At 71.7% G+C, this 18,560-nt stretch carries 17 protein-coding genes; 7 read left to right on the top strand and 10 right to left on the bottom strand.

Annotated features, from left to right (window positions below):
• Positions 1-89: 89 nt before the first annotated feature.
• Both ACFYO9_RS35125 and ACFYO9_RS35130 read left to right on the top strand, forming a co-directional pair.
• Positions 90-1,136: a phosphotransferase family protein gene (locus ACFYO9_RS35125; protein ID WP_358777956.1), complete on the top strand. Its 1,047-nt coding sequence runs from the start codon at positions 90-92 to the stop codon at positions 1,134-1,136.
• A gap of 9 nt (positions 1,137-1,145) precedes the next feature.
• Positions 1,146-2,378, top strand: coding sequence for an acyl-CoA dehydrogenase family protein (locus tag ACFYO9_RS35130; RefSeq protein WP_358777957.1), 1,233 nt, complete (start codon positions 1,146-1,148; stop codon positions 2,376-2,378).
• 35 nt (positions 2,379-2,413) lie between these two features.
• On the opposite strand, the gene ACFYO9_RS35135 is transcribed toward ACFYO9_RS35130, so the two are convergent.
• The 3 genes from ACFYO9_RS35135 to ACFYO9_RS35145 are packed head-to-tail and all read right to left on the bottom strand — an operon-like array spanning position 2,414 to position 5,478.
• A complete protein-coding gene (locus ACFYO9_RS35135) occupies positions 2,414-3,010 on the bottom strand; it encodes a TetR/AcrR family transcriptional regulator (RefSeq protein WP_355810144.1) in 597 nt (198 codons plus the stop codon).
• A gap of 21 nt (positions 3,011-3,031) precedes the next feature.
• Positions 3,032-4,714: an AMP-binding protein gene (locus ACFYO9_RS35140; RefSeq protein ID WP_358777958.1), complete on the bottom strand. Its 1,683-nt coding sequence runs from the start codon at positions 4,712-4,714 to the stop codon at positions 3,032-3,034.
• Positions 4,711-5,478, bottom strand: a complete 768-nt coding sequence (locus ACFYO9_RS35145; protein ID WP_355810614.1) for an SDR family oxidoreductase — start codon at positions 5,476-5,478, stop codon at positions 4,711-4,713. Before ACFYO9_RS35145 ends, ACFYO9_RS35140 begins: the two co-directional genes overlap by 4 nt.
• Before the next feature lie 186 nt (positions 5,479-5,664).
• Here ACFYO9_RS35145 and ACFYO9_RS35150 point away from each other — a divergent pair, with 186 nt between their 5' ends.
• Entirely contained in the window at positions 5,665-6,984 is a 1,320-nt protein-coding gene (locus ACFYO9_RS35150) for an MFS transporter (RefSeq protein WP_358777959.1), read from the top strand.
• 43 nt (positions 6,985-7,027) lie between these two features.
• Here ACFYO9_RS35150 and ACFYO9_RS35155 read toward each other — a convergent pair whose 3' ends face one another.
• On the bottom strand, positions 7,028-8,047 hold the full coding sequence (locus ACFYO9_RS35155) for a LysR family transcriptional regulator (RefSeq protein WP_355810137.1): 1,020 nt from the start codon (positions 8,045-8,047) through the stop codon (positions 7,028-7,030).
• Between the two features lie 271 nt (positions 8,048-8,318).
• Between ACFYO9_RS35155 and ACFYO9_RS35160 the strand changes: the two genes are divergently transcribed.
• The gene (locus ACFYO9_RS35160) at positions 8,319-9,593 is read left to right on the top strand and encodes a serine-threonine protein kinase (protein WP_358777960.1); all 1,275 of its coding nucleotides are present in this window, start codon (positions 8,319-8,321) and stop codon (positions 9,591-9,593) included.
• Between the two features lie 25 nt (positions 9,594-9,618).
• Here ACFYO9_RS35160 and ACFYO9_RS35165 read toward each other — a convergent pair whose 3' ends face one another.
• The gene (locus ACFYO9_RS35165) at positions 9,619-12,450 is read right to left on the bottom strand and encodes a penicillin acylase family protein (RefSeq protein ID WP_358777961.1); all 2,832 of its coding nucleotides are present in this window, start codon (positions 12,448-12,450) and stop codon (positions 9,619-9,621) included.
• A gap of 293 nt (positions 12,451-12,743) precedes the next feature.
• Between ACFYO9_RS35165 and ACFYO9_RS35170 the strand changes: the two genes are divergently transcribed.
• A complete protein-coding gene (locus tag ACFYO9_RS35170; RefSeq protein WP_355810130.1) occupies positions 12,744-13,352 on the top strand; it encodes a hypothetical protein in 609 nt (202 codons plus the stop codon).
• Between the two features lie 24 nt (positions 13,353-13,376).
• Here the strand turns inward: ACFYO9_RS35170 and ACFYO9_RS35175 are convergent, their stop codons facing one another.
• The gene (locus ACFYO9_RS35175) at positions 13,377-13,910 is read right to left on the bottom strand and encodes a hypothetical protein (protein WP_355810127.1); all 534 of its coding nucleotides are present in this window, start codon (positions 13,908-13,910) and stop codon (positions 13,377-13,379) included.
• 183 nt (positions 13,911-14,093) lie between these two features.
• On the opposite strand from ACFYO9_RS35175, the gene ACFYO9_RS35180 reads away from it, so the two are divergent.
• Positions 14,094-15,161, top strand: a complete 1,068-nt coding sequence (locus ACFYO9_RS35180; RefSeq protein ID WP_355810124.1) for an RNA ligase (ATP) — start codon at positions 14,094-14,096, stop codon at positions 15,159-15,161.
• 45 nt (positions 15,162-15,206) lie between these two features.
• On the opposite strand, the gene soxR is transcribed toward ACFYO9_RS35180, so the two are convergent.
• Positions 15,207-15,677, bottom strand: a complete 471-nt coding sequence (soxR, locus tag ACFYO9_RS35185; protein WP_355810122.1) for a redox-sensitive transcriptional activator SoxR — start codon at positions 15,675-15,677, stop codon at positions 15,207-15,209.
• Positions 15,678-15,783: 106 nt separating this feature from the next.
• Here soxR and ACFYO9_RS35190 point away from each other — a divergent pair, with 106 nt between their 5' ends.
• Positions 15,784-16,248 carry a MaoC family dehydratase gene (locus ACFYO9_RS35190; protein WP_355810119.1) on the top strand — a complete coding sequence of 155 codons (465 nt, stop codon included), beginning with the start codon at positions 15,784-15,786 and terminating at the stop codon, positions 16,246-16,248.
• Here ACFYO9_RS35190 and ACFYO9_RS35195 read toward each other — a convergent pair.
• The 3 genes from ACFYO9_RS35195 to ACFYO9_RS35205 all read right to left on the bottom strand — a co-directional run bounded on the left by ACFYO9_RS35195 (position 16,239) and on the right by ACFYO9_RS35205 (position 18,526).
• A complete protein-coding gene (locus tag ACFYO9_RS35195) occupies positions 16,239-16,877 on the bottom strand; it encodes a TetR/AcrR family transcriptional regulator (protein ID WP_355810117.1) in 639 nt (212 codons plus the stop codon). The genes ACFYO9_RS35190 and ACFYO9_RS35195 overlap by 10 nt on opposite strands.
• Positions 16,878-16,959: 82 nt before the next feature.
• Entirely contained in the window at positions 16,960-17,250 is a 291-nt protein-coding gene (locus tag ACFYO9_RS35200; protein WP_355810114.1) for a YiaA/YiaB family inner membrane protein, read from the bottom strand.
• 124 nt (positions 17,251-17,374) lie between these two features.
• Positions 17,375-18,526 (bottom strand): acyl-CoA dehydrogenase family protein, encoded by a 1,152-nt coding sequence (locus ACFYO9_RS35205; protein WP_355810111.1) that lies wholly within the window; start codon positions 18,524-18,526, stop codon positions 17,375-17,377.
• Positions 18,527-18,560 lie beyond the last annotated feature (34 nt).

Here is an 18,560-nt window from a genome sequence, read left to right on the forward strand (position 1 = left end):
GGCAGCCTCTGGACGACATACCGACTGGTCGGCATCATGAGGGGACCACGAGGGGGCATCGCCACCTCCCGTCCGATCAGGAGCAGACGATGAGCGCAGACCACCCGCCGGGCCTCGACCTCGACCACGTACGCGGTTACCTCGACCGCGAGCGGCCCGGCCTGGTCGGCGGGCCGCTCACCGCCCGGCTGATCGAGGGCGGCCGGTCGAACCTCACGTACGCGGTGACGGACGGCGCCGCACGCTGGGTGGTGCGGCGGCCCCCGCTGGGCCACGTGCTGGCCACCGCGCACGACATGAGGCGCGAACACCGGGTGATCGAGGCGCTGCACCCGACGGACGTACCGGTGCCCGCGCCGGTGCTGCTCTGCGAGGACGAGACCGTCATCGGATCGCCGTTCTACGTCATGGAGTTCGTCGACGGCACCCCGTACCGCACCGCCGACGAGCTGGCGCCGCTCGGCCCCGAGCGCACCCGGGACGCGGTGCTCGGTCTCGTCGACACCCTGGTCGACCTGCACGCCGTGGACCCGGCGGCGGTCGGGCTCGGCGACTTCGGGCGTCCCGATGGCTTCCTCGACCGGCAGCTGCGCCGCTGGGGCAAGCAGCTGGACGCCTCCCGCAACCGCGAGCTCGCCGGCATCGACGAGCTGCACGCCGCCCTCGGCCGCGCCCTGCCCACCTCCCCCGCGCCGACGGTCGTGCACGGCGACTATCGCCTGGACAACGTCCTGATCGGCGACGACGACCGGATCCGGGCCATCCTCGACTGGGAGATGTCCACGCTCGGCGATCCGCTCACCGACCTGGGTCTGCTGGTGATGTACAGCGCGAAGCTTGAGGTGCCGGACTCCCCGGTCAGCACCACGGCGGGCGCGGCGGGCCACCCCGACCCGGCCGAGCTGATCGAGCGGTACGCCGCGCGCTCGGGGCGCGACGTGTCGGCCGTCTCCTGGTACACGGCGTTCGCGTGGTTCAAGCTCGCCGTGATCTTGGAGGGCATCCACTACCGCTACACGCTCGGCCAGACGGTCGGCGCGGGATTCGACCGGATCGGCGAGCTGGTGCCCGTGTTCATCGAGCACGGCCGCGCCACGCTCCGGGGGCAGACCCTCCGGGCACGACAGGAAGGCTGAGACAGCGCCATGGACTTCGCATTCGACGCCCGCACCGAAGAGCTGCGCGCCAAGCTGCTCGCCTTCATGGACGAGCACGTGTACCCGGCCGAGGCCGTCGCCGACGAGCAGCGCGCCGGGCTGGCCTCGCCGTGGGACACCCCGGCCGTGGTCGAGGAGTTGAAGGCCGAGGCCCGCAGGCAGGGCCTGTGGAACCTGTTCTTCGTGGATGAGCACAGCCTGCCCGACGCGGCGCACGGAGCCGGCCTGACCAACCTGCAGTACGCGCCGCTCGCCGAAATCACCGGCCGCTCACCGCAGTTGGCGCCCACCGCGCTGAACTGCGCGGCGCCCGACACCGGCAACATGGAGGTGCTCGCGCAGTTCGGCTCCGAACAGCAGCAGAAGCGCTGGCTGGAGCCGCTGCTCGCCGGTGAGATCCGCTCGGCGTTCGCGATGACCGAGCCCGAGGTGGCCTCGTCCGACGCCACCAACATCACCACCCGCATCGAGCGGGAGGGCGACGACTACGTCATCACGGGCCGCAAGTGGTACATCTCCGGGGCGATGAACCCCCGTTGCGAGATCTTCGTCGTGATGGGCAAGACCGACCCGGACGGCGCCGACATCCGCCGCCAGCAGTCCATGGTCCTGGTCCCGCGCGACACCCCGGGCCTCGAAGTGCGCCGTGCCATGCGGGTGTACGGGTACGAGGACCACTATCACGGGGGTCACGCGGAGGTCGTCTTCGACCGGGTCCGGGTGCCGGTGTCGAACCTCGTCGGCGAGGAGGGCGGCGGCTTCGCCATCGCGCAGGCGCGGCTCGGCCCCGGCCGCATCCACCACTGCATGCGGCTGATCGGCATGGCGGAGCGGGCCATCCAGCTGATGTGCGAGCGGGCGGTGGCCCGTACCGCGTTCGGCAAGCCGCTGGCCCAGCAGGGCGTCGTGCAGGAGTGGATCGCGGACGCGCGGGTCGCCGTGGAGCAGTTGCGGCTGCTCGTCCTCAAGACGGCCTGGCTGATGGACACCGTCGGCAACAAGGGTGCGCACACGGAGATCCAGTCCATCAAGATCGCGACGCCGCGCGCGGTGGTCGACATCCTGGACCGCGCGGTGCAGCTGCACGGCGCGGGCGGCGTCAGCCAGGACTTCCCGCTGGCCGAGCTGTGGGCGGCGGCGCGGACGCTGCGTTTGGCCGACGGGCCGGACGAGGTGCACCAGCGGTCCCTCGCGCGGCGCGAGTTGAAGCGGTATCTCTGAGGCTCCGCGCACGGGTCGCCGCGCCCCTGAGGGCCCTACGGGGCCCGTAGGGCCCTCAGGAGCAGGTCCGCCAGGTGGTCCGCGACCTGTTGTGGGGTGAGGGGGCCCTCCGGGCGGTACCACGTGGACAGGTGGTGGACGGAGCCGAAGTGGTAGTCCACCACCAGGTCCGCGGGGGTCGCGGTGGAGAAGACCCCGGCCTCCTGGCCCTCCTCGATCAGCGCGCGGAAGCGCTCGTGGTACCGCCGCCGCTCGGCGCGGACCTGCTTGTTCTTCTCCGGGCTGAGGTGGTGCATGGAGCGGAAGAAGATCGACGCGTCGTCGAGGTTGTCGATGGTGGTGACCACGACGTCCGCGGCGGCGTCGCGCACCCGCCGCTCCACGGGGGCGTCCGCGTCGGCGATGGCGTCGAGCCGCTCCTGCTGGACGCGGAGCATCCGGGCGTAGACCTCGTGCAGGAGGTCGTCCTTGGAGCCGAAGTAGTGGTAGAGCGCGCCCTTGGTGACGCCGGCGGCCTCCACGATCTCCTGCACCGACGTGCGGTCGTAGCCGCGGTCGGCGAAGAGCCTGGTGGCGGCGGCCAGCAGGCGCTGCGGGACGGGCGTGCCGTCACCGTCCGTCGTTCTGGCCACTGCCGCCACCTGCCTTTCGCGTCACGTGTCGTTCGATGCGCGGGAACGCAGTTCCCGCCGGAGGATCTTCCCACTTGTCGTCTTCGGCAGCTCCGGCAGGATCTCCACGTCGCGCGGGTATTTGTACGCGGCGAGCCGCTCCTTGCAGTACGCGGTGAGCTCGTCGGGGCCCGTGCCGGTGCCCGGACGCAGGCTGACGTACGCCTTGACGCTCTCGCCCCGGTAGCTGTCGGGTATCCCGACGACGGCCGCCTCACGCACGGCGGGATGGCCGTACAGGACGTCCTCGACCTCGCGCGGCCAGACCTTGAAGCCGGACGCGTTGATCATGTCCTTCTTGCGGTCGACGACGTACAGCCAGCCGGCCGGGTCCATGAACCCGATGTCACCGGTGTGCAGTTCGCCGTCGGGGAAGGCCTCGGCGGTGGCCTCGGCGCGCCGCCAGTAGCCCGGCACCACCTGGGGTCCGCGCACGACGATCTCGCCGTGCTCCCCGTACGGCACCTCCTGGCCGGCGTCGTCCAGGATGCGTACGACCGTCTCGGGACCCGGGACGCCGACCGCGAGGGTGCCGGAGACCGGGTCGACGGGCGCCTCCTGGCCCGGCGGCACGGAGGCGCAGGGCGCGGTGCACTCGGTGAGGCCGTACCCGTTGTGCAGGTAGGGGCCGAAGGCGGCGCGGAACTTCTCCACCAGGGCGGGCGGCAGCGGCGCGCCGCCCGAGGAGATCATCGCGAACGAGTCGAAGTGCGCGCGGGTCGCCGCCGGGTGGGCGGCCAGCGCCATGAACGCGGTGGAGGGCCCGACCGTGTAGGCGGGGCGGTGCTCGGCGAAGGCGTCGAGGACCACGCCGGCCTCGAAGCGGTAGGCGAGCGCGAGGGTGCCCGCGTTGGCGATGCACGCGGCGACCTGGGCGACCATGCCGGTGATGTGGAAGAGCGGCGCCATCGCGAAGTAGCAGGCGCCCTCCGGGATCCCGGCGCCGACGCGCTGGCGCTCGGCGTTGTAGGTGATGTTGCCGTGCGTGTTCATGGCGCCCTTGGGGGTGCCGCTGGTGCCCGAGGTGTAGCTGATCAGCGCCACGTCCGAGGGGCCGAGCTCGCGGTCGCCGGGGGCGGGGAGCCCCTGGCGTGCGACCGCGACGAGGTCGTCGGCGTCGTCGGGGACGGGCAGCCGTTCGAGGTCGAGGACGCGGGTGTCGTTCCTGCTCTGCAGGTCGAGCTGGCAGGCGGTCAGGACGACGCGCACCGCGGAGCCGGCGGCCGTGTCGCGCAGATACGTCTCCCAGGCGCGGTCGGCGCAGATCAGCGCGCTCACCCCGGCGTCCGCAAGGACGTGCCCGACCTCCGCGGTCTTGTACATGGGGTTGACCGGGACGACGGTCGCGCCCGCCTTCCAGGCGCCGAGCAGCGCGAGGACGAAGTGCGGGGTGTTCTGCAGGAGGATCGCGACGCGGTCGCCGCGGCCGACGCCGCGCGCGGCCAGGTGTCCGGCGACGGAGTCCGAGAGCGCGTCCGTCTCGCGGTAGCTGAGCCTGCCGTCGAAGTAGGCGAGCGCGGTGTGTTCGGGGGTCCGCGCGACGGCCGCCCGGAAGGCGTGGGGCACGGAGGCGGCGGGGTGCACGGGGCCGCGCTGGGCGTCGTTGAGCCGGGCGAGCCAGGGCTTGGCCGCGTACGGGGACCCGGTGGGGGGAAGGTCGTTCACCGCTGCGTCGCCTCCCACTTCTGCTGCAGGTGGTTCATGCCGGTCAGCCAGGTGTCGGGGGTGGCTGCGCGCGCCCGGTAGTAGGCGTCGACCTCGGGGTGCGGCAGGATCAGGAAGCGATCCTCGGCCATGCCCGCGAAGAGCGCGTCGGCGACGTCGGCGGGTTCGATGGCGGTGGGGGTGAGCACGAGGTCGCCCGCGGTGCCGGTGGCGGCGAGCATGTCGGTGCGCACGCCCTGCGGACAGATCGCGTGGACCTTGACGCCGCGGTGGCGGTAGGTGAGCGAGAGCCATTCCGCGAAGGCGTACGCCCCGTGCTTGGTGACGCTGTACGGCGCGGCGCCGATCATGGTGAGCAAGCCGGCCGCGGAGACCGTCGAGACGAAACGGCCCTCGCCGCGCTCCAGCCACCCGGGCAGCAGCGCGTTCGCGGCCCGTACGTGCGCCATCACGTTGACGTCCCAGGCCGCGGCCCACACCTCCTCGGGCGCGGCCTCGCTGCCGCCGGAGCCGAGCCCGGCGTTGGCGCAGTACACGTCGATCGTGCCGCCGAGCGCCTCGCGGGCCTGCTCCACGATCGTGGACGCGTCACCCGGCACGGCGACGCCGCCCACCTCGTCGGCGACGGCCTTCGCCTTGGCGCCGTCCAGGTCGTTGACGGCGACGCGCGCTCCCGCGGCGGCGAACCGGCGGGCCAGCGCGGCACCGATGCCGCCTCCTCCGCCGGTGACGACTACTCCCTTGTCCTGCAGGGTCTCCACGATGGTTCTCCTTCGCCAGCGGCTCGGCCTCCCCGGCAGACTAACCAGTCGGTATGTCGTGGCGAAAGGGGGTCGGGGGGTACCGGAACCCGGCGGGCGCACACCGCTCCTGCGCGCCCGGTCTCACGCTCCGAGACACCGCGTCCCAGGTATTGACTGCCCCCTGCATCCACCAAGAGAGTGCCGCTCGTGCACAGCGAAGCGACAGCAACAGAGAACCCCCAGGTCCAGGGCGCGGAGGCGCCTCCCGAGCGGCTGCGCCGGGTGGCCGTGGCCTCCTTCATCGGGACGGCCATCGAGTTCTACGACTTCTACATCTACGGGACCGCGGCCGCCCTCGTCCTGAACGAGGCGTTCTTCCCGACCCTCGACCCGGTCAACGCCACGCTCGCGTCGTTCTCCACGTACGCGGTGGCGTTCGCGGCGCGGCCCGTCGGCTCGGTGATCTTCGGGCACTTCGGCGACCGGGTGGGGCGCAAGTCCGTCCTGGTGGCCTCGCTGCTCCTGATGGGTCTCTCCACCGCGCTGGTCGGCCTGCTGCCCGGCTACGGCACGTGGGGCTTCTGGGCCCCACTGCTGCTGATCCTGCTCCGGTTCCTCCAGGGCATCGGGCTCGGCGGCGAGTGGGGCGGCGCGGCGCTGCTCGCGGTGGAACACGCGCCGCGCAAGAAACGCGGACTGTACGCGGCCTTCCCCCAACTCGGCCCGTCCGTCGGGTTCTTCGCGGCCACCGGCGTCTTCTGGCTGCTCTCCGCGGCCCTCTCCGACGAGGCGTTCCGCTCGTGGGGCTGGCGGGTGCCGTTCCTGCTCTCCTTCCTGCTGGTCGGCGTCGGCCTGTTCGTACGGCTGCGGATCAGCGAGACGCCGGTCTTCGCGAAGGCCATGGCCGCGCACGAGGCGAGCAAGGCGCCCGCGCTCGACGTGCTCCGCCGCCACCCGCGCGAACTGCTGCTCGGCGCGGGCGCGATGATCGTCGCGTACGGCCTCTTCTACACCGCCACGACCTACTGCCTCTCCTACGCCACCGGCACCCTGCACATCTCCCGCAACACCATGCTGGGCCTCTCCCTGGTGGCCTGCCTCTTCCTCGCGGCCGGCACCTGGCTCGCCGCGACCCGCTCCGACGGGGCGGGGCGGCGCCGCCTCGTCCTCGCGGGTACGGGGCTCGCGGCGGTGTGGGGGCTCGTGCTCTTCCCGCTCCTCGACACCGAACAGCCCGTGCTCATCGCCCTCGGGATCGGCGGGGCGCTGTTCTGCATGGGTGTGATCTACGGCCCGATGGGCGCCTATCTGCCCGAGCTGTTCAGCACGAACGTGCGCTACTCGGGGGCCTCGCTCGCCTACAACCTGGGCGGGGTGCTCGGCGGCGCGGTCTCGCCGTTGGTGGCGACGCGGCTGCAGTCGGCGTTCGGCTCCTCGTCGGTGGGCTGGTACGTCAGCGCGATGGCGGTCGTCTCGCTCCTCTGCGTCCTCGCGCTGCCCGAGACCCGGGACCGGGAACTGGCCTGAGCGGCGTTCCGAATTCCCCCGCCGAATTTCCGGGCGGGGGAATTCAGCGGCTGAGCCACCAGCGTTGATTCTCGCCGGACAACGCGTTCCACAGCAGATTCAGCGGATGCCCCGGTCCGTACGCGGCCCGGTCGCCGCGCCGGACGAAGACACCCACCAGCACATCGGTCCGCGGTCCGACGTCGCCGATGACGTCGAGGCGGCGCAGTCCGGCCGCCTCGGGGAGAGCGCCGTTCTCCGCGGCGTCCCCGATGCCCCGGGTGACCAGCATCGCCCCGCTGACCACACCGGAGCGCAGCAGCTCGAAGCCGTAGTGCGCGGCCTCTATCTCGGCGGCCACGGACAGCTGTTGGCGGTAGTCGGCGCCGTACCAGGCGGTGAGGCAGCGGCCGATGAGGCCGCCCGTGGAGATCACCAGGGGCAGACCGGGGAGCCGGCCCGCGGTGACGGACGGGCCGGGCAGCCTGTCCTCGGGCAGGTTGGTGAGCAGCGCGAGACCGCTGCGGCGCCACTCGATGATCTCGTACGGATCGAGCTCCGCCTCCTGGCCCTCGGTGACCACGATGCTGCCGCAGACCAGGTCCAGCTCCTTGGCCTGCAGCTTGGCGAAGAGGTCGCCGGTGCGGACATGGGTCACCTTCAGGTCCACGCCCCGCCGTTCGTACGCCTCGCCGACGCGCTCCACGGCGTCGAGGAGGAAGCCCAGCGTGTAGCGGGTCGAGCCCACCGAGAGGGTCCTGCCGAGCCGGCGGCCCGCGTCGTGGATGCCCTCCGTCCACTGGTCGAGGGTGCGCCGCGCGAGGTCGACCAGGGCCTGGCCGGTGGCCGTGAAGAGGACGTCCTTGCCCCGGCCGCGCTTGAGGACCAGCGCCTCGCCGCACAGCGCCCCGAACGTGCGGTTCAGCGTGTCCAGTTGCTTCTGCACGCTCGACTGCTCGCGGCCGAGCAGCCGGGCGGCGGCGAGCGCCGTGCCGCTCTCGTGCACCGCGAGCAGCGTGCGCAGCTGGTCCATCGTGGTGTCGAGGAGATCCGTGGGGTATCGCAGCGGACCTGATAACTCCATGTGCGCGCTCTCGCTCTCCGAATCCCGCCGCATTCGCGGCCATGCAGCATAACCACAGCGGGAAACTGATCCGGAGTTCAGCACAGATTATCTACGGATTTCTTCCAGAAAATACTGGATGTGTTGTCGGTACCCATGGAATGGTCGGATCCACTCCCACTCGTGCCCGGCCCGCGCCGGGGCCGGTTTCCCGCGGGGGTGGGAACCGGCCCCGGCAGCAGGTCGTGCACGGCATCTGGCCAGGTGGCCCGGGGCGCAGGACACTCCGGGCGTGGAGCCCTACTGGGAATTGACCTTCGACGCCGACGGCGACGTCGACACCGCGCAGCGCGCGCAGCTGCTGTCCGGCGCGGACCGTGAACGCGTCACCGATCTGCTGGTCTTCGCGCACGGTTGGAACAACCAGCAGAAGGACGCGCGCAAGCTGTATCAGCGCTTCCTGACGCCCTGCCGCGACCTGTGCGGTCCCGGGGTGCGCCTCGGGTACGTCGGCGTGCTCTGGCCGGCCATCCGCTTCCCCGACGAACCGATCCCCGACTTCGACCCGTCGGCCGCTCCGGCCGCCCCGTCCGCCGCCACCCCGCCGGGCGAGCCGGTCCTCGACCCGGCGACCCGGCAGGCGCTCGACCGCGCCTTCCCCGACCACGGCGTGACGCTGGACCGGATCGCCGAATTGCTCGCCGAGCGCTCCCGGGTCCCGTCCCGCGTCTACGAGTTCGGCCGGCGGGTGCGCGAGCTGGTCTCCCTGCGCGAGACGCATCCGGCCCGGCACTTCGGCCAGGACACCGGCGCGGGCGAGCCCGCCATGCTCACCGACGACGCGGTGCAGGTCTGCGAGGTGTTCGCCGCCGCACGCCTGGACACCGGGGAGCCCGCGCTCCTCGGCGAGCTGCGGGAGCGGCTGTGGGACGGCGCCCACGAACTGCTGCGGCAGGGCACGTACTACGCGATGAAGCGACGGGCGGGCGCGGTGGGCCAGTTGGGGCTCGGACCCGCGATCGGGCTGCTCGCCGCGGATGTGCCGGGCATCCGGGTGCACCTCATCGGCCACAGCTTCGGCGGCCGTCTCGTCTCCTACGCGCTGCGCGGCATGCCGGCGGACGTGCGTGCGGTGAAGTCGGTGACGCTGCTCCAAGGAGCCTTCTCCCACTACACGTTCGCCGAGCGGCTGCCGCACGACAAGTTCCGCGGCGGCGCCCTGCACGGCATGCAGCACCGCGTCGACGGCCCGCTGGTCGCCTGTCACTCGCACTTCGACGACGCGCTGGGGCGGCTGTATCCGCTGGCGTCGAAGCTGGCCGGCGACTCCACGAGCTTCTTGAACCTGTGGGAGCGGTGGGGCGCCATCGGCTACAACGGCGTCCGGGCCGTGCCGGGCACCCGGCGCATCGAGCTCGGCCAGCAGGTGCCCGCCGAGGGGTGTGTGAGCATCGACGTGTCCTCGGTGGTGCGGCGGGGCGGCCCGCCCGCCGGCGCGCACAGCGACATCTGCCACGAGGAGCTGGCGCGTGTCGTGTTCGCCGCGGGACGGATCGCCCTCGCCTGACACCTCCGGTTCGCGATTGCCGTAACTACGGGCGGTGCCGGGGGAATTCGACGACCTGCTGGTAGGTGGGGCGGTTCTGCCACTGGATCGGCTTGTGCGTGATGCCGCCCAGCGCCCGGTGGATGACCGAGTCCGCGCACCACTGGTCGCCCGCCGTGCACGCGTCGTCGCCGGGGTAGACCTCGGTGGCGGGTTTCGCGACGGCCTCTCCCAGCGTGGCGAGCAGGCTGTCGCGGCAGGCGTCGAGCTTCCCGCCGCCGCAGTACGTCTGGGCCAACGGCCCCTTCACCGGCTGCCCGAGGACCGTGCGCAGATCCTTGTCCGCGTACCCCCACCAGCCGTACTGGAAGGCCGACCCGGCATGCGCCCCGGTCGGGCCGTGGCCCGCGGACGGTGCCTCGTCGGTGGCCAGCTGGGACGTGAGCGCCTCGTAGAGCTCCGTGCCGAGGCCCGGCTTGAACTCGGCCTCGACGAGCCGGGGCCACCAGGCGTCCATGATCCGTACGGCGTCGGCGTTGGCGTAGACCTTGGAGCCGGCCGCGGTCTGGTTGCGCTGGGCGCCGGCCTTGCGCCAGGCGTCCAACTGCTCGATGGCCCGGGACAGTTGCGGGTCGGTGACCGGCTTGCTGCGGAGCACCTGCAGGAGTTCGGGCAGCACCTGCTCGCCGCGCAGGTCGGTGACGGCCGCCTCCGACATGGCCCGGGTGAGGGAGGCGCGGGTGACGCCGCCCTCCTCGGTGAGCTTCTTGACCCGGCCGTCGAGCAGGTCGCCGCGGTGCACGGCGCTCACCCCGAAGCCGGCGGTGCTGAAGTCCTTGGCCTGCTTGTTGTTCCAGGAGATGTAGTAGTCCTGGTCGACGGAGTGCGGGTGTTCGGCGGGCGGGGTCTGCGCCGAGGTGTTGTCGGTCGGGTCGAAGTCACGCCACTCGTACTCCTGCCCGGCCCTGACCGGCAGGGCGGGGTCGACGCCGTCCGCGCGCTCGGGGTTGGCGCCGCTGTTGTAATACGCGATGTCGCGCGAGTCGGCATAGAACCAGTTGAACGCGTAGCTGATGTGCTGGGCCGCCTTCATGAACGTGTCGGCGTCCTTGACGTACGTCGGGTCGTTCAGCATCTGGAAGCCGATGATCGAGTCGGCCTCGTGGCGGTAGGTGGAGCGCAGCGAGACGTAGGCGACGGGCTTGCCGTCGACGTCCGCGCGGTGCGTGACGACGCCGTACTTCGTGCGGAAGACCTGCATGCGGTAGGAGCCGGCGGCCGTGGAGTCGGCGAGCGTCGGCTTCCAGGCGTTGTTGCGCTCCATCTTCTCCATGGGCGTGCAGGTGCCCCGGTAGAGGTAGCCGGCCGACCGCTTGGTGGGGGTGCCTCCGCCCGGCTCGCACAGCTCGACGGCGTAGGTGTCGGTGATGTCCTGGCCCGCGGAGGTGGCCGACCAGGCGTAGTCCTGGCCGCGGCCCAGCTGGACGTACATGCCGACGCCCGCGAAGGAGACGCCGCGCGCGCTGATGCCGGGACCCTGGAGCTCCTGCTGCATCAGGAGCTGCGGCGCGAAGTAGCCGGTCTGCGGTCCGAAGACGGCGACGGGGTTGCCGCTTGCCGTGTGCTTGCCGGAGACCAGCAGCGCGTTCGACATGCCCTTCTTGTGGCCGTCGGCCCGGAACAGATCGGGCGGCAGGACACCCTTGTCGTACATGCCCTGCAGCGGCTTCAGCTTCTTCGGGGCGGTGACCGGGTCCTTGGCGCCGCTCTTCGCGCCGCCCGTGCGGTCGTACACCAGCTGCTCGCGCTCGACCGAGCCCGGGTCGGGCAGGGCGGTGCCGCGCGCCTTCTCGGGCTTGCCCGCGTACGGGAAGCTCGTGCCGTCGTGGATGGTCTGCACGGCCTCGGGGTCGTTGCGGGCGCGGAAGGACTCCCAGACCTTGGTGCCCTGCTCGACGCCGTACTTCTGCTGGGACTTCAGCAGGGAGAGCGCGGACTCGACCTCTCCGCCGCCGCCGTTGCCGAAGAGCCCGCCGACCACGGAGGCCAGCGCGATCATGTCGGTGATCTTGAAGGGCTCGATCTCGCCGGCGTTGGTGATGGCGTCGATCTTGCCGGTGAGGACGTACTCGCCTGGGAAGTAGCGGCCGTTCTTGGACTTCACGCGGTAGGCGTTGAGGCCGTCGATGTAGGCCTGCGCGTCCTCCATGGCCTGCTTGCCGCGCTCGCCCTGGGTGGTCCTGATGTACTCGACCTGCTTCTCCAGGTCTTCTTCCGTGTACGGGGCCTGCGGCCAGAACTGCTGCTCCAGGCCCTGGTTGGCGAGGGCGCCGCCCGCGAACGACGTCAGCTGGCCGCGGCCGATGTGCCGGAACAGGTCGATGAGCCAGAGCCGGTCCTGGCCCGCGGCGAAGCCCGCGCCGAACTCGGTGCCGTAGCGCGTGGTGCCCTTGATGTGGGGGATGCCGTGCTTCTTGTCCCGGGTGATCGTCACGTCGTCGCGCGGCCTGGTCACCGAGGCGCTCTGGCCCTCGCCGACCCCGAAGGACGCGTCGTCGAAGAACTCGGTCAGCTTGTCGTCGGTGAGCGACGGGTAGCCGGAGGAGAGTGCGTCGTAGGGGCCCAACTGGTCGTCGGCGTGCGCGGGTTGGGTGCCGAGGAGCCGGTGGGCGAGGATCTCGGCGAGCGTCGCGTTGCCGTTGGCGCCGGGCGGCAGGATGTCCGCGCACCGGCCCCCGCAGTAGTCGGTGACCTCCTCCCGCGGGGCCTGGCCCCGCGGCGTGGCCGCGGCTCCCGGCAGCGGCGCGAGGAGTGCGGCGCCGAGCGCGAGCACCGCCCCCGCCGTGAGAGTTCTGAGCCTGACGTTGCCTCGTCGCATGGGTGCTCCTGACGGATCCAGCGGAAGACCGATGCGGCGGAGGCTACTGGCGAGTTGGCGACGCGGAAAGATGAACATGCGTCGCCTTTTCCGAATCACCACAACGCGCCCCCGTTGTGTGGGCATCACACCAGCTCACCAGGGCAGGCGAAAAAGAGTCGCGCGATGAGGGAGCCGAATCGCGTGTCGATACGTCTACTCGGCGACGTCGTTTCGAATCGGTCGACATCGACGCCGGCGAATGCGGAACACGGGTACCAGTACGGAAGTACGTGTGACGGAGGTGCAGGGCGATGGCCGGATTCCGGAGTCTCGCGAGACAGGTGCGTGATCCGCAGAGCGATCTGGCGCTGCGGCGCTACTCGCTGCGCAAGTGCCTGGAGAGGTTCGCCCCCTACGGCCACCGGGCCACCTGGGACCACTTGTGCACCCGGGCGGGGTTCGGGCCGCAGGACAGGTCCCCCGACCCGGCGCGTCTCGTGGCGGCGCTGACCGAACTGGAGGCGGCGCGGGCGGTCTGGCTCGCCTACGAGGCGGGCTTCGCGGAGCGCCGCCGCAAGGAGAAGCACGACGGGCTCAGGCGCCCGGGCAGTGTCGACGACTGGCACCGCTGCACCTGGGGCGGGTTCGGCATCGCCTGGTGCGACGACCCCGACATCCATCCGCATCAGCCCCTCGCCGAGGTCCTGCGCCGGCTCATCGCCGCGCTGGAGCGGGAGCCGGGCGCGGCCTGCCCGGTCTGCGCGGACACCGGCCTGGTCTGGCGGCACGGCCTGGCGCACCACCCGTCCTCGGGAGCGGTCTGCACGGGCTGCGGCATCGTCGTGCCCGCCCCCGTCCTCACCCCGGACGCGGTGGCGCAGGCCCAGGCGAGGCGGCTGCGGCCGCTGGTGTCGGCGTGAGGCGGGGCGGGGCGTCGATCGAGGTCAGGGGGTCTTCACGTCCGTGTGGATCGACAGTTTGAACTGGGCGTGCATCAGCGGCGTGGGGCGCTTCACGTCTCCCACGCCGCGTGCCGAGATCTTCAGGCCCAGCGGCGTGCCCGGGTGCACGAACATCTGCCAGAGGTAGGTGCGGTACTGCCCTCCCCTGGTGGGCGTCGAGTCGGTCGTGGCGGTCGAGTCGTACCCGGTCGACAGGTCCAGCGGGTCCCTGACATAGCGCGCGCGGAACTCCGTCGCCTTGGCGTCCGGCTCCCAGAAGACCATCGCCGAGAGCAGCCCCCAGCCCTCGTGGCTGGGCCAGATCAGCCCGGAGCGGGCGTCGGGGAACTTGGAGGGCGTGGTGGTGGCCTGCGCGGCGGCGCCCTGGGACGGGTCGTGCATGTGCCACGGGTCGTAGGACTCGTCTCCCGCGCCGTACGGAAAGCGCACCAGGTGGTAGCCGTCGCTGTCGTACTTGACGGCCTGCCGGCCGTGGCGTGCGGCGTCCCACAGCAGCGAGCAGATGACAACGGACATCGGCCTCTCCCCCGATCGGCGTCGGCGTGCTCCGCGAACTCCCTTGCCTACCCGACACGTTGATGCCCGGACCACGGTCGCGGCTAGACGTAGCACAGGGAAAATCCGGTGGTCATGCCATTTCGCGGCACGCGAGAGTGTGCGGCGATGACGGACACCGCGAAACCCTGAGGAGAACGGTCCATGTCGACGCTGCGCGTCACCGCCGAGATACTGACGATCCACGAGCATCCGGGCGCCGACGCCCTCGAACTGGCCCAGGTGGGCCTGTACCGCGCGGTCGTCGCCAAGGGCGTCTACCGCACCGGTGAGAGCGCGGTGTACATCCCCGAGCAGTCGGTGCTGCCGGCCGCGCTCATCGAGGAGCTCGGGCTCACGGGGCGGCTTGCGGGCGGCAACCACGACCGGGTCAAGGCGGTGCGGCTGCGCGGCGAGCTGTCCCAGGGCATCGTGTGCCGTCCGGCCGCGCTGGCCGGCGTCGACCTGGCGCGGGCGGCCGCCGACGGCACGGACTTCGCGGATCTCCTCGGGGTCACCAAGTGGGTGCCGCCCGTGCCGCCGACGATGAACGGCGAGGTGGCGGCGGCGCCCGACCTGCTGCCGTGGGTCGACATCGAGAACATCCAGCGCTACCCCGACGTCTTCGAGCCCGGCGAGCCGGTCGTCCTGACCGAGAAGCTGCACGGCTCGGCCTGCCTGGTCACCTACGTCGCCGGGAGCGAGAGCGTGTACGTCTCCTCGAAGGGCTACGGCGCCAAGTCGCTCGCCCTGCAGGAGGACCCGCGCAACCTGTACTGGCGGGCGGTCCGCGGGCACGGCGTCGCGGCCGTGGCGGCGAAGCTCGCGGAGCGGCTCGGGGCACGCCGGGTCGGTGTCTTCGGCGAGGTGTACGGCGCGGGGGTGCAGGACCTGGCGTACGGCGCGGACGGGCGGCGCGACACACTCGGGTACGCGGTGTTCGACGTCAGCGCGGAGATCGACGGCCGGGTCCACTGGCTCGACGCCCACGAGCTGCTCGACGGTGAACTGCCGTTGGTGCCCCGGCTGTACGAGGGCCCCTACGACGCCGCGCGCGTCCTGGAGCTCGCGACGGGCCGCGAGACCGTCTCCGGGCAGGAGCTGCATCTGCGCGAGGGCGTGGTGATCCGGTCCGCCGTGGAGCGGTACAGCCCGGTGACCGGCGGTCGCGCCATCGCCAAGGCGGTCAGCCCGGCCTATCTGACCCGAAAGGGCGGCACGGAGTACGAGTGATCCGCCCCGGCGCCGGCCCCGCGCCCGCCCCGCCTCCGGTCGGCGTCAGCCGCTCCGGGGGCGGCGCTCCACCAGGAGCCGGGAGCCGCTGTGCCGCTCGCCGAAGACGTCGTCGGGGTTGGAGAGCACGCAGGTGTCCAGGGAGAGGCAGCCGCAGCCGATGCAGTCGGTGAGGTGGTCGCGCAGCCGGCCCAGCTGCTTGATCCGCTTGTCCAGCTCCGAGCGCCAGCCCTCCGAGAGGCGCGCCCAGTCCTCGCGGGTGGGGGTGCGCTCCTCGGGCAGCGAGTCGAGGGCCGCGCGGATCGTGGAGAGCGGGATGCCCACGCGCTGGGAGGCGCGGATGAAGGCGACGCGGCGCAGCGTGTCCCGGTGGTAGCGGCGCTGGTTGCCGGAGGTGCGGCGGCTGGTGATGAGGCCCTTGGACTCGTAGAAGTGCAGGGCCGAGACGGCGACGCCGCTGCGGTCGGCAAGGCGGCCGACGGTGAGTTCGTGGACCTTCTCGGGGATCTGGGGCACGCCTCAAACCTACTGGCTGGTCCGTTGACACGCGTCGGCCCGCACCGCATGCTGAGCAAGCGCTTAGTCTGCGTACGTTTCTGCATACGTCTAGGAGGCCAGGGACATGGCGGAGCCGAGGATCTTCACGTCGCCCGAGGAGCTGCGCGCCGGTGTCGGCGAGCAGCTCGGGTACAGCGACTGGCTGGAGATCGACCAGAAGCGGATCGACCTCTTCGCGGAGGCGACCGGCGATCACCAGTGGATCCACGTGGACGCGGAGAAGGCGGCCGACGGCCCCTTCGGGACGACCATCGCGCACGGCTATCTGACGCTGTCGCTGCTGCCGATCCTGGTACCGCAGACGATGCGCGTCGAGGGCATGAAGATGGGCCTCAACTACGGCACGGAGAAGGTCCGCTTCCCCTCCCCCGTACCGGTCGGCTCACGGCTGCGCGCGACCGCCGTGCTCACGGACGTCTCGCCGACCAAGGACGGCGGCGTACAGGTGACGGCCAAGGTCACCGTGGAGCGCGAGGGCGGCGACAAGCCGGCGTGCGTGGCGGAGTCGGTGTCGCGCTACTACTTCTGAGGTTCCGCGGGCCGTGCGCCCACCATCCGCAGCACGAGGTCGGCGTAGAGCGCGCCGACCTCGTCGGGCGTCCGGTGGCCCGCCGCGTTGAACCAGCGGGCGACGTCGATGCAGAGCGAGAGCACCGCGAGCGTGGTGCCCGGCACGTCGGGGACGTCGAACTCCCCCGCCCGCACACCGTCGTTGATGATCTCGCGCACGGCCGCGTCCGACTCGCGGCGCAGCGCGACGATCTCCGTGCGGTGCTCCTCGCCGAGCGCGTCCAGCTCGTACTGCACGACCCGCGCGGTCATGTGGTGCGCGGCGTGCCAGCCGACGAAGGACCGCACCGCCGCCGCGAGCCGCCCGGCGGCGTCGCCCTCGCCGTCCGCCGCGGTGCGCAGGATGGCCAGCGCCTTGTCGTGGCCGATCCGGCTGATGCGGTGGAGCAGCTCTTCCTTCGTCTTGTAGTGGATGTAGAGCGCGGCGGGGCTCATGCCGGCGCGGCCCGCGATGTCCCGGGTGGTCGTCGCGTGATAGCCGCGCTCGGCGAAGGCCTCGACGGCGGCGACCAGCAGCCGCCTGGCCGCGTCGGGGCTCACCTCGCCCCACGGCTGCTCCTCGCCGCCGGTCTCCTCCGCCGCGCTCATCGCCCACTCCTTCGTGCCTGACCCCGGTCTGCCCGGGATGGACACCTTACCCCGCGGGGTGAGCAAGCGCTTAGGGAGCGGTTCAGGCGACGGGCTTGAAGGGGTCGTGGTCGGCGAGGATCTTCTCCAGGCGGGCCTGGTCGACCCGGCTCACGATCTGGTCGGCCTCCTGCCGGTCCCTGACCACCTTGGCCAGGGTGAACGCGGACGTCGTCAGATACAGGACGGAGACGGCGAGGAAGGCGCGGATCCAGCCGCTGACGTCGAGGCTGTAGATGCCGATCGCCGTCGCGGCGAGCGCGAAGGCGAACGACGCGATCGCCTGGCCGTAGTAGGCGGCGGTGTTCTGCTGCTTGACCGGTGTTTCGCTCATGGGCACAGCCTCTACGGGCAGCGGCGGCGCCACATCCGTCGCCGTACTCACCTCACGTACTCAGCTGTCGTACGCACTGCGCACGCGCACCGCACGCGTCCGACTCCCGTGCGCCGGGCCGCCGTCAGAAGGCGGAGACCCCCGTGAGCGCGCGGCCGATGACGAGCTTCTGGATCTGGCTGGTGCCTTCGTAGAGGGTCATCACGCGCGCGTCGCGCAGCAGTTTGCCCGCCGGGTACTCGTCGATGTAGCCGTAGCCGCCGAAGACCTGCAGGGCGTTGTTGGCGGCGCGCACGGCGGCCTCCGAGGCGAACAGCTTGGCCTTGGAGGACTCCGTGGCGAAGGGCAGGCCCCGGTCGATGAGGTCGGCGACCCGCCAGGTCAGCAGGCGCGCGGCGTCCACGTCCACCGCGATGTCGCTGAGCAGCTCCTGGACCAGCTGGTGGTGGGCGATGCTCTTGCCGAACTGCTCGCGCTCACCGGCGTAGCGGACCGCGGCGTCGAGCGCGGCCTGCGCGATGCCCACGCACCCCGCGGCGACCGACATGCGCCCCTTGGCGAGGGCCGACATGGCGACGGAGAAACCCTTGCCCTCGGGGGCCAGCATCGCCGAGGCCGGCACGCGGACGTCCTCCAGGACGATTTCGGCGGTGGCCTGGCCGCGCAGGCCGAGCTTGCCGTGCAGGGTGCGGCGGGTCAGGCCGGGCGTGTCGGTGGGGACCAAGAAGGCGGAGACGCCCTTGTGGCCCGGGGCGTCGCCGGTGCGGGCGAAGAGGAGGACGACGTCGGCCCAGGTGCCGTTGGTGATGAACATCTTGGTGCCGTTGACGACGTAGGAGTCGCCGTCGCGCACGGCCCTCGTCGTCAGGCTGCCCGCGTCGGAGCCGGTGCCCGGCTCGGTGAGCCCGAAGCACCCCACGTACGCGCCGGAGGTGAGCCCCGGCAGCCACTGCCGCTTCTGCTCCTCGCTGCCCCAGTGCGCGACGCTCTTGGCGACCAGGCCGAGCGAGACCGAGACGATGCCGCGCACCGAGGAGTCGCCGCGCCCCAGCTCCTCGGTGACCAGGCAGTACGCGAGGTGGTCGCCGCCCGAGCCGCCGTACTCCTCGTCGATGGTGAGTCCCAGGAAGCCGACCTCGCCGAGCTTCTTCACGAGGGACCGGTCGACGCTCTCGGCGCGGTCCCACTCCACGACGTGCGGAGTGATCTCGCGGGCCACGAAATCCTCGGCAAGCCGGCGGACGGCGGCCTGCTCGTCGCTGAGCTCCAGGTTCATCGCGGACACCTCTCACGTCGGGTTACGGCGGGTT

Origin of the sequence: Streptomyces sp. NPDC005863, from assembly GCF_042871345.1 — a bacterium.
Classification (GTDB): Bacteria; Actinomycetota; Actinomycetes; order Streptomycetales; family Streptomycetaceae; genus Streptomyces.